Genomic DNA, 8,068 nt, shown 5'->3' on the forward strand with positions numbered 1-8,068 from the left:
GGACCTATCCCCGTTTTCATGTAGCTGCTATGTACGTGACCGCTGAAAATTTCAATTGAAGTTGTGTTTCCTTCTATCAGGAACCTTCTGTTGTCACCTCAGAATCCGAAGATGACGAAACAATTCGCACCGTCAATGCGGCCGCTTTGATATCAACCACACTTACTTTCCCTGTAATTCTGGCATATCCCAGACAGCCAATCCCAGATTGATTTCGTATTTTTTTCCTCTAAGGGTCACCATTCCACGATAAAACGGGGAAGCAGTCCCCAATGGAGGGGCATCCCGCAATGGTCCACTGATTTAGGGAATGATATCCTCGAGAATTGATGCCCGGGTTACCCTTTCCGGGTCGCTTCGCATCAGATTCAAATGGTCTTTGAAAAGCACAAACAACTCCAACCGACTCCTTTGGCTCTCGTTGAAACCCTCTTCCAGGCTAAGTTCCTGCTCTATGCTCAGCATTTGCTCATTCATCTGAACCTCCGGGACGGTCACCCCCTGGGACAATCGGTTGAGGTATAAATCCCCGAATCTTGATATGGCCGCGTCGACCTGTTGCACTTCTCCAATAGCCCGATCCACATCTCCTTGGAGGGTTGCGAGGACGTGTTCCGGGAGGCTCTTGCGCGTCAATAGCTGGAGCCGTTCCAGTTCAAAGATCATCACCTGCCGGCGCCGGGCATAACTGATCATGGATTCGGCGGTGAACAGTGCGCTTTGAATCGTGGCCAACGCAGTCGCTTCCGCCGGTGTCGATGGATTGGCCATCGGCGCTGTGGTCAACGCCGATCCAGGCGTGGCTTCCTCATCTTGCGCCATCTTCGGCGCTTTGGCTCGCCACTCCTGGCCCAGCATATCGAACCGGTTGCGGGAGGTGACAATTGCGGAGAGGACCACCCGGAACCCGAGGTCGGTGGCACGATAGGCCCCATCGTCAAGGAAAAAGGGGATCTCTTCGCGACGTCCAGGCATGATCTCGGTAAGGCGTTTCCGGTAGCTGCCCCCCTTGGCGATGAAACCGCCGGTGGCGCCGTGGAGACGGAACCCCAATGAAAAACGAAATGGATCCAGCAGCATTTCGGCGGCGTTTCCGGCCGTGTCGTACAATCCCAGCGGGTTGGCACATCGGCTTCCGATCCAGGCCAGCCGTTCCGGTTGTTTGGCCGCCATGGGATCCGTAAAGACGGCAAAATCCCGGAAGGAACGGTTTCCCAGGGGAAAAAACTCCTCGCGGTTGAGCTGCTGCCCGGTGACCATGTGGCCACCGCGGGCGGCATACTCCCACTCCGCCTCGGTGGGCAGACGGATATATCCGAAGCGGCCACCGGCGAAATGGGGCAAGGCTGCCGGGGCATTTTCCAACAACCACTCGGTATACCTCCTGGTGAACGCAACGGCATCGAACCAGGAAATATCGGTCTTGGGGCGGGGGTCCGCGGCGGTCAGTCCTGCGGTCGTATCGGGACACGCCGCGCCCATGACCACATCCCATTGGAGGTTGGAGATCTCGTACTTGGCGATGAAATAGTAAAACCCGGTCTGCTCCGCTTCATTGGGATCGGGACAGGTGCCTTCGCCACCGCGGGCCGCTTTATAGAGCCCAAGCTGCCATTGCTCCGGCAGGTCCTCGATGGTAAAGGGACCGGATACCGAGGCCTTTCGCCGCCCCTCCATGAAACCGAGGCCTTCCCGGCCACAATCGCTGCATCCGAGGTCAAGGCGCAGATCGCCGAAAAACCCTTGGGCCGCCACACAGACATGCCGCAACACCAGCCTCGCCCCGCAGGGCATGGGCAAGGTAATATCCAATTCATCGGGATTGGGGTTGACCGCCCGGGCCAGGGTCGGTGTCAGGCGCTGCAGGGTGCGTTGGGGTTCCGGGCAGTCCATCGCTGATAGTGGTGTGGCCAGCAAAACAAGCAGAATCGCTACCGCCGGCCACACCCGCGTTTTTGGGTGCGCCATCGTCTCAGACATCGCGGATCACCTCGGACGGCTCGATGGAGGCCGTGCGATAGGCGGCATAGGCCGAGGCCAGTATGGCGATGGCCACCGTCAAGAGCAGGGAGAAGATCATGTGGGGAACGGTGAGACGACACACATACTCTCCTATGGCAAGATAGGTGCCGAAGAGCCGGTTGATGCTCTTTTCAACCACCTCGTATAGGACCAAGGCCGTCAGGTTGCCCAGAACGGCAGTCATCAGGGCCTGGAAAATCGGAAACCAGATGATACTGCCGGTGGAAAATCCAATCAACCGGATAACGCCCAGGTGACGGCTCTTGCGGTTGACGTTGGCCAGAACGCTACTGGTCATGGAAGCGAAGTAGCCCAACACCGCCACCACGGCGATAAGCCGGAAAATCAGGGTAAAGGCGCGATCCAGACTTTTAACCACCTCGATTTCCTCGGCCTTGGTGTAGACCTCCATGCCCTGATCGGCAAACTGGTCCCGAAGATCGGGCACATCATAAATGGAACGGGCATAAAGCCTGAAGCCGGGGTAGTTCCGGACACCGGCCGGCCTCACCTTACCGGGCCAACCGAAGGATGGGGACCCAAAGCCGTCCCGGTAATCTTCGGTGGCGGTCAACAGGTCGAGGCGCACGAAGGCCGCATCCAGTTGATAGGCGGCGAGGGGAAGGACCGCACCCACCGTCAGTTGGACCGTCACCTGCTCCTTGCGCCCCGCCATAGAACGACCGATCCTGCCAGAGACGGTCGATCCCGTGGAAACCCCCAGCTTACGGGCCGCCGGGGCGGAGAGCACGATGGCCAGGTTGCTGTCCGGAACCATCGCCCATTTTCCCAGTAGTGGATCCCCCTTGCCGGTGGGGATCAGATCCACTCCTACCGACCGGGGCTCCGCCCCTTCCCGATTCACCAACACCATGCTGGCCGCAATGGAACGGGTTTGGGGGATAACGAAGGCTACGGCGGAAAGCTCGGACACGGCCTGGAACCACGCATCGTCAAAGCGTCCGCTGCCCACCGGCGCTATCTCCCGGTTCTTGGGGTTTTCAATGAGACGATCCGCCATGGTGCTGATGATGCCGCTTTTGACGCCGAAGAGCACCAGCAGGGGGGCTAGAACAGCGGCCAGGCCCAGGATGGCACAGGCCGACAGCAGCCGCTCATGGAGGTAGTCACGCAAGGACATGCGGACCACGGTCTTGAACCCGGCCAGCGGTTTACGACGTTTCACGCGCATGCTGTCACCTGAACCGCGCCGTTGGGTCCCGTCTGCTTCAAATCGAAGGTGATTTGGCGGAAGCCGCTTTCGGCCACCCTCTCCCAATCGTGAGTCGCCACCACCAAGGTGACCTGAAAATCATCGGCCAAACGGCTGAACAGAGCCATGATCTTCTCGGCATTGATGGGATCCAGAGATGCGGTGGGCTCGTCGGCAATCACCACGGCCGGCTTGTGGGCCATTGCCCGGGCAATGGCTACCCGCTGGCGTTCACCCACCGACAGCTGCCCAGGGAGCCGATCCAAATGGGATTCGATGTTGAGTTTGGCCGCCACCTTTTCGACGGCTCGGCCGGTTGGCAGCCCCAACCCCTTTCGGCTGATGCCGATATTGTCCCGAACCGAGAGAAAGGGGAAGAGCCCCCCGGTTTGAAGTACGTAGCCCATGTGGCGCATGCGCAATCGGGATAGGGCGTCCAGGTTGTTGGTCTGCCAGGCGGCCATGACGTCCACCGACCGGGATGCACCCTTTTCGTCGTGTTCCCAAAAAAACTCGAAACAGCTGGCCTCGGTAGGCTTCAGAATCATGGCCAGCATGTCCAGAAGCGTGCTCTTGCCGCAGCCGCTATAACCCACCAAGGCCACTTTTTCGCCCCTGTGGATGGTCAAATCGGGCACCTCAAGGAAAAATCCCGGCGCACCGGTCCAATGCTTGCCGATTCCGCGAAGCCTAAATACCGGGGTTTTGATCTTTTCGGCCAACCGCTCGCCACTGTTCACGTTGCCGGACATGTCCTTCTCCGCATGCTAAGGATATATAATACTCCGCAGTGACGAGGGATGAAGCGTAACGAAGATATTTATTCGCCTCAGGCGGATCGGATCTTATACCAAGTCGTCAATTCTAAGTGTCAAGGCATCATGCCCAAGGGCACACGATACACGGCATCACCGGGTTCGCCGGGACCGAAACCGACCCAGTTGGTCACATCGTTGTGGTAAGCCTCGTAGCGCCGTATCTTGGATTTGATATCATCTACAATGGCCTGCTGCTCGCCGACACTCAACCGGTACCAGTCCTCCTCGGTGAGCCGCATGATATTGCTGCGATAGGGCAAATCATCAAGGAACTCGGCCAGAAAACCCAATTGCCCGAGGTTCTGATTGGGGCGTTGGCTGAAGCGAGTGGGATCTCGCGAGGTCTGGGCGGCCGCCGATAGGATGCTCTGAAAAAAATCCCGGGCACCGGTACGCTTGGTCCGCTGGGCATTGTCGAGGATGATCTTCAATCGATGGTGAAGATCGCTGAGCTGGTTTTTGGAAAGCAGGATGGTGACTTCGAAGGTCGGGATGTCGGGCCTGGTGATATCCATGTCCGACACCCATGATGTCACTACCCGCGGGACCCGACCCGCCCCTTGGCGCCCCAGAAAATCCAATTGCAGCGCATATCCCAAAATGGCCGCCTTTTTGGCCGCCAGGGCAGCCACATCACCCGGTTTAGACAGATCCGCATCGTCTAGGACCAGTCGCTGGCCACTGGCGGTGGCCTGCACCAGAGCGACCATCTGTCCGGCCACATCTTCTACCACTTGTCCGAATCCGAGTACGCCGGCGGTGGCATCTTCGGCATCGATGGGCACGTAGAGATCGCCGATGGTGGGATCGGACTGTCGCGTCAGGGTTTGGTACTGCTGGCGCGCATAGCTGTGGTTGTTAGGTATTTCCCGGGCACCCGAGGGCGTTTTCAGGTGAAGGGCGAAGATCTTGACCCCGGCGGCGGCAGCCATGTCCGCCATGGCATTGGCGTTCATCCCGGTGGAGGAATAAGGATCGTCGTTGCGGATGGCTCCGGCATCGGTGATCAGAAATATCAGGCGTGAGTGATAAGGACTCCAGTCCAAGCGCTCCAGGGCTGTTTTAAGACCGGCAAAGGCATCCTCATTGAAGGAATGGGTGGATACCTTGGCCTCCTCCATGGTGGCCAGAGCACGTTCGAAGGCACCACGGTCGGTTGCCGTACGGAGATCCGAGTAAACCCGGCTGACATATTCCAATTCGGGGGCATTGGTCATGCTGTTACGATACCCAACCAGGCCGAAGGCCACCTTGTCGGCCAGTCCCCGCTTCTCGATGGTGGCATAAATCCGGCGGACGGATTCGCGGGTCCGTTCGATATAGGGTTTCATCGAGATCGTGGTGTCAATCACGAAAGCGATGGCCGTTTTGAGGTCCACGTCCAAGGGCAATTCACCGGAGCCCGGGTCGATGGAAGCTACCTGGAGGAATTTCACCCCTTCGAACAACTCCGCTGACTGAAAGATCGGCATGAGGTAGAATTGTTCCCTGGACACGGCCTCCCACTTGGGTTCCATAGCGATAAGGGGAAACGCGGAAACATCCTGTCCGTCCCCGGACTGAAAATCGGAAAACCGTGTCATCAGGTCGAGGTAACGGTCGGCGGGATCCCGGTCGGCGGCCACAGCTTCCAGATCCACTAAATCCTTGAAAAACAATACCGGCTGGCGGCCAGTTCGCTCGGTAAACTTCAGGGTCAAGGCCTGCAGCCAGGGCGATGTTTTTCCGGCCTCGATCCAGCCGTCGGGCGTGCCACTGGAGGCCAGCCCCACCTCGAGCCACTGCGTGGCGTCGGTTTGTGCCGAACCGAAAACATAGTAGGCGGTAAAGGGGCGCACCCACACCTTTTGAATGGCGGAAGCAGATGAAGCCCCGGCATAGAGGTGGGCACCGGGATGGGTGATCACCCGCTGGTAGAGTGTTTTTTTTCCCGGCATTAACAGCGCCCGCCGCGCGTCTGCCCGGGCGGGTTCATAGTCAATCGTCACGCTAGCGGCCAAATAGAACAAAATCAACATGGGGGCGACATTCCGACATACGCGCCGTGGATGGAGTCCTCCCCAAAATCGTTTTCCCATGGTTTATCCTCGCAGGTCAAAAGGGCATCGATGCCCAGGCATTATTGAGGTTATCGGCGGTTTCCGTTAAGGCCAGGTTTCTAAAAGTGCCTTCGCGTCGGCAGCCCCGGTTTCGGCACTGGCGACTACCCACCGACGAAGGTCTGCAAGTCGATCCCTGGATTCAGCATGGCCACCCGCAAGGGCGATCTGGTACCATTCGAAGGCATGGGCAGGATGCTTACGAATGCTGCCGCTGGGCAGATCGAGGCTGGGGTCATAGTACTCTCCCACGGCCAAAGCAGCCTCGGCGTTTCCACTCTCCGCGGCATATTCCAGAAGAAGAAAAGCCGCATCCGCCCGCTCGGGTTTTTCAGGCAGGGCTGCGGCCATGGCTAAGGCCCCTGCCGGTGTGATTCCCTCACGCAAGGCCTGTCTGGCCTGCTCGAGCACCGGGGCATCCGGCGCATAGGTGGGTTTGGGTGGAGGTTTTATCTCCGGTTCCTTCCGCGGCAGGTTAGCCATTTTTGGCAGTGATGGGGAAGGCGCGGACGGCAGCGTCTCCTTGCCATGGTCTTTGAAAAGCCAATAGCCGGCCCCGATGACGGCAACCAACGAAATAGCGGTAATCGCCTTCCATAAAAAAGAGGACCTGCGCATTTGGTTAGGCATACGGTTTCTCCCCTTGTGGCGTATTTCGAACATAACGCACCTTTACCTGGTGGATTGAAACAGTGGGCGAACCTTGATCGACTGGCAGGAAAACTATAGGCCGATGGAAAATAGGTGTCAATAAAGGCATGGTTTTTTCTGAGAGGTTTGACCGCATCGCCTTCAGGACCGTTCATAGCCATACCGATCGATAGGGTGGATGTACCCATGACATGTACGCAGCGTCTAAGTCGGGCCCAATGGCGTTTAGGACAGTCGACCTTTTTTCAACCCGGGTAAGAACCGCCACCAGCCTGAATTTTTTCACCGGTTCTCCCAGTCCGCGTATCGCCTCTGCGTAATGATGATCTCTACCCTTCTGTTTTTCGCTCTCCCCGCGTCGGTATCGTTGTCGGCGATGGGTTGATGGCTCGACAGACCGACGACCTCCAAGCGGGAGGGCTCCAGCTTGCCTTGTTCAATCAAGTAGCGGGCAACGGCTGCAGCCCGTGCACTGGAAAGTTCCCAGTTGGAAGGAAAGCGGTACTGAAATGCCGCGGCGACGGGAATGCTGTCTGCGTGGCCGACGACACTGATATTCCCTTCCGGCACGGTGGCGAGAACCCCGGCCAACTGATTCAAGGCCGCTTTGCCTTCGGCACTGATGTTCACCCGGGAAAACCCGAACAGGATCCGGTCTACGAAACTCACCTTCAGCTTCTGGCGGTATTCTTCGATGGAGGCTTCCTGGGAATCGAGCTGCTGTTTGAGGCCCGCCAGCAGCGCCTGGTGGGTTTCTCTCATGGCCTTCTGTTGGGATTCGAGTTCTGCCTGCTGCGCCCTGGCCTCGGCAAGGTCTTCGCGGACGGCCTGGAATTTTTCTAAACTTTGTTCCAGGCGGTCTTTCAACGCAGGCACCCGGATGATGACGTCCTTGAGTTGATCCCTGAGCCCGGTTATCGTGCGGTTCGCCTCCGCCAGTTTCAAAGCGAGGACCTCTTCGTCTTTTCTCAGGTTGTCCAGTCGGACGTCACAGGCCGTCAACGTCGATGACAGCTCGGTGATTTTTTCCTCCCGGTGGTTCAACGCCTCCCGGTGCGCGGTTTCCATCTCCCCGATACGCGCCCGCAGATCACTGTCCTCGGCTTTCAGCACCGTTGTCTCCGCAATGAGTCCGTCGCGCTCATCGATCAATGCTTTCATGCGGGCTTCAAGGCCCTCGGCCGATGCCTCCATGGTCACCAGATCTTGCTTCAGGCTATCGGATTCTCCTTGCAGGTCCCGAAGCGAATCCTGGGATTCGGCCA

6 protein-coding genes are annotated in these 8,068 nt (G+C 58.2%); all 6 read right to left on the reverse strand.

The features are described 5' to 3' along the window. Positions 1 to 303: 303 nt before the first annotated feature. Complete coding sequence (locus ABYV26_RS15840) at positions 304 to 1,980, reverse strand: formylglycine-generating enzyme family protein (protein ID WP_372682327.1); 1,677 nt, start codon at positions 1,978 to 1,980, stop codon at positions 304 to 306. Then, entirely contained in the window at positions 1,973 to 3,214 is a 1,242-nt protein-coding gene (locus ABYV26_RS15845) for an ABC transporter permease (RefSeq protein WP_372682328.1), read from the reverse strand. The genes ABYV26_RS15840 and ABYV26_RS15845 overlap by 8 nt, the downstream gene beginning before the upstream one ends. Beyond that, a complete protein-coding gene (locus tag ABYV26_RS15850; RefSeq protein WP_372682329.1) occupies positions 3,205 to 3,987 on the reverse strand; it encodes an ABC transporter ATP-binding protein in 783 nt (260 codons plus the stop codon). The genes ABYV26_RS15845 and ABYV26_RS15850 overlap by 10 nt, the downstream gene beginning before the upstream one ends. Positions 3,988 to 4,106: 119 nt before the next feature. Beyond that, the gene (locus ABYV26_RS15855; RefSeq protein ID WP_372682330.1) at positions 4,107 to 6,131 is read right to left on the reverse strand and encodes a vWA domain-containing protein; all 2,025 of its coding nucleotides are present in this window, start codon (positions 6,129 to 6,131) and stop codon (positions 4,107 to 4,109) included. Between the two features lie 66 nt (positions 6,132 to 6,197). After that, positions 6,198 to 6,782: a hypothetical protein gene (locus ABYV26_RS15860; RefSeq protein ID WP_372682331.1), complete on the reverse strand. Its 585-nt coding sequence runs from the start codon at positions 6,780 to 6,782 to the stop codon at positions 6,198 to 6,200. A 303-nt stretch (positions 6,783 to 7,085) separates the two neighbouring features. Beyond that, on the reverse strand, positions 7,086 to 8,068 hold a 983-nt coding region (locus ABYV26_RS15865; protein WP_372682332.1), incomplete at its 5' end, for an OmpA family protein.

The sequence above is a fragment of the Desulfosarcina sp. genome (genome assembly GCF_041551955.1).
In the GTDB taxonomy this organism is placed as follows: domain Bacteria; phylum Desulfobacterota; class Desulfobacteria; order Desulfobacterales; family Desulfosarcinaceae; genus Desulfosarcina.

Excerpts from the sequence above, each read along its gene's own strand:
- ABYV26_RS15840 (WP_372682327.1), bottom strand. The coding sequence starts at position 1,980 with ATGTCTGAGACGATGGCGCACCCAAAAACGCGGGTGTGGCCGGCGGTA.
- ABYV26_RS15845 (WP_372682328.1), bottom strand. The coding sequence starts at position 3,214 with ATGCGCGTGAAACGTCGTAAACCGCTGGCCGGGTTCAAGACCGTGGTC.
- ABYV26_RS15850 (WP_372682329.1), bottom strand. The coding sequence starts at position 3,987 with ATGTCCGGCAACGTGAACAGTGGCGAGCGGTTGGCCGAAAAGATCAAA.
- ABYV26_RS15855 (WP_372682330.1), bottom strand. The coding sequence starts at position 6,131 with ATGGGAAAACGATTTTGGGGAGGACTCCATCCACGGCGCGTATGTCGG.
- ABYV26_RS15860 (WP_372682331.1), bottom strand. The coding sequence starts at position 6,782 with ATGCCTAACCAAATGCGCAGGTCCTCTTTTTTATGGAAGGCGATTACC.